2 protein-coding genes are annotated in these 1905 nt (G+C 76.3%); both read right to left on the reverse strand.

Features of this window, described 5'->3' with window-relative positions:
- Positions 1-114: 114 nt before the first annotated feature.
- Positions 115-420, reverse strand: a complete 306-nt coding sequence (locus ACWGIG_RS38670) for a TFIIB-type zinc ribbon-containing protein (protein ID WP_453326409.1) — start codon at positions 418-420, stop codon at positions 115-117.
- A gap of 119 nt (positions 421-539) precedes the next feature.
- Positions 540-1517: a phosphotransferase family protein gene (locus ACWGIG_RS38675; protein ID WP_453326410.1), complete on the reverse strand. Its 978-nt coding sequence runs from the start codon at positions 1515-1517 to the stop codon at positions 540-542.
- Between the last annotated feature and the right edge of the window lie 388 nt (positions 1518-1905).

Consider the following 1905-nt stretch of genomic DNA (forward strand, 5'->3'; position numbering starts at 1 on the left):
GGGAACGGGGGGTTGGGCCAGACGCCCGGGCCGGAGGGTGACGTATCCCGCCGGGCCGGAGGGTGACGTATCCCCCGGCCCGGCGGGGCGGGGCTGTGGGCGGATGCCGGGGCGTCAGGAGGAGAAGAGCATCCGGCCGAAGCCCTTCTGGCGGTGGTGGCCACCGTGGTGACTCCCGTGACTCCCGTGGCCGCCATGGCCGCCGTGTTGCGGGGCGCCCCAGGCGGGGGCCGGGGCGGCGGGGTACGCCTGCGGGGGTGCGGGCGGCGGGGCCTGCTGGGACCACTGGGCCTCCAGGCGGGTCAGTGACTCCAGCTCGCCGTAGTCCAGGAATATCCCGCGGCAGTTGCTGCACTGCTCGATCTGGACGCCGTTGCGGTTGTACGTGTGCATGGGGGCGTGGCACTTGGGACAGTGCATGGTCGTCTCACTCCTCGGCGTTGGTGCGGCGGGGCTCGGGTGCGAGTCCTGGTTCAGGTGCACCGCCCGGATGCATGCCCGGCGGCGGGAGATTCACCCTACGACGGGGTGCGACGGTCCTACTCGGGCGGGAGAGCCGCGATTCGGGCGCAGGAGTCGAGCATCAACTGCTCGACCTCGTCGAGGGGGCGCTGCTCGGCCGCCGACTTGGCGAGGGCGAGAGCTGCCGTCTGAACCGTCAGGGCGCGGGCGGCGACGTCGAGTTGCGGCCACGGATCGCCGTGCGGAGGTACGGCCGGGCCGCCGGCCTCCCGGTATGCGGCGAGGAAGCGCTGCCAGACGTCCGGGGACAGCAGGCCCGCGGCGTACCAGGCGGCGGGGCGGGCCAGGTCCCAGGCGGGGTCGCCGAGGCCGAGGTCGTCGATGTCGATGAGGTGCCAGGGGCCGTCGGGGGCGGGGTGGCGGACGAGTTGGCCGAGGTGGAGGTCGCCGTGGCAGAGGACGGCGTGTGTCCGGTGCTGTGGGGCCGGGGCTTCGTTCCTGGCCCAGGCGGGGAGGCGGTGCCAGGCGTGCAGGACGGTTCGGTACGGGGCAGGGGCGCCGGGCGCCCGGTGCGGGGCGGCGAGCATGCGGGCCACGCCGCGGGCCGCTTTGGCGGGGCCGCGCATGGGTGGGACCGGGGCGGGGAGCGCGGCGGTGTCGGTGCGGTGCAGCCGGGCGAGGAGTGCGCCGGTCTCCTCCCAGGGGGCGGCGTCCGGATCCTCGGGGTCGACCGGGGCGCCGTAGGGCCACGCGGTGAGGGGACGGCCGCCGGCCTGTGCGGCGCCGGCGCCGGTGGGGAGCGGGGGCAGGAGAACACCGGCGAGGAGGGGGTGGGCCGCCACTGCGGTACGTACGGCCAGGGCGGCGGGGTCGGTGTCCGGCGCGTGCGCCTTGGCGACGAGAGGGCCGTGCCGGACGACGGTGCCGTCGGGGCGGTCCGCGAGGACGCGAAGGGTTTCGGCAGCGTGGCGGCAGGGGCCGAGGGCCTCATCGGAGGGGTGCGCGGCGGCGGCAGCCAGGGCGGTAAGGGCTGCGGTGACGGGTGTGGTGGTCATGGATCCCCCGGGACGTGAGGCGGTGCGTTCGGGAGCGTATGCGGGGCGACGAGCACGACGGGCCCGGGGGGCGGACGGCACGTGTGTGGGGTGCGGGGGGGAGGCAGGACGGCACGTAAGTGGGGGGCGGGGGCGCGGCGCGCGCCGGGGGGGGAGCGGAACCGCGGGCGGGGGCCTGAGGCGGGCGCCCCGGGGTTCGGCGGGACTGCGGGAGCGGAGTGGGGCCGCGGGAGAGGAGTGGGGTGGGTCGGCAGGAGGGGAAGTCGGTCTGTGGCTGGGGAGGGTGCGTCGCAGGAGGCCGGGGGGGGTGGGGCAGGCTTCTTGGGTGGCGTCGAGGGGTCCGGACACACGTTTGCCCGGACAGCTCCCCAGCTGTCCGGGCAAACTC

The organism is Streptomyces sp. NPDC054863 (genome assembly GCF_053610825.1).

Coding starts and splice junctions, on each gene's coding strand:
- ACWGIG_RS38670 (WP_453326409.1), bottom strand. CDS start 420: ATGCACTGTCCCAAGTGCCACGCCCCCATGCACACGTACAACCGCAAC.
- ACWGIG_RS38675 (WP_453326410.1), bottom strand. CDS start 1,517: ATGACCACCACACCCGTCACCGCAGCCCTTACCGCCCTGGCTGCCGCC.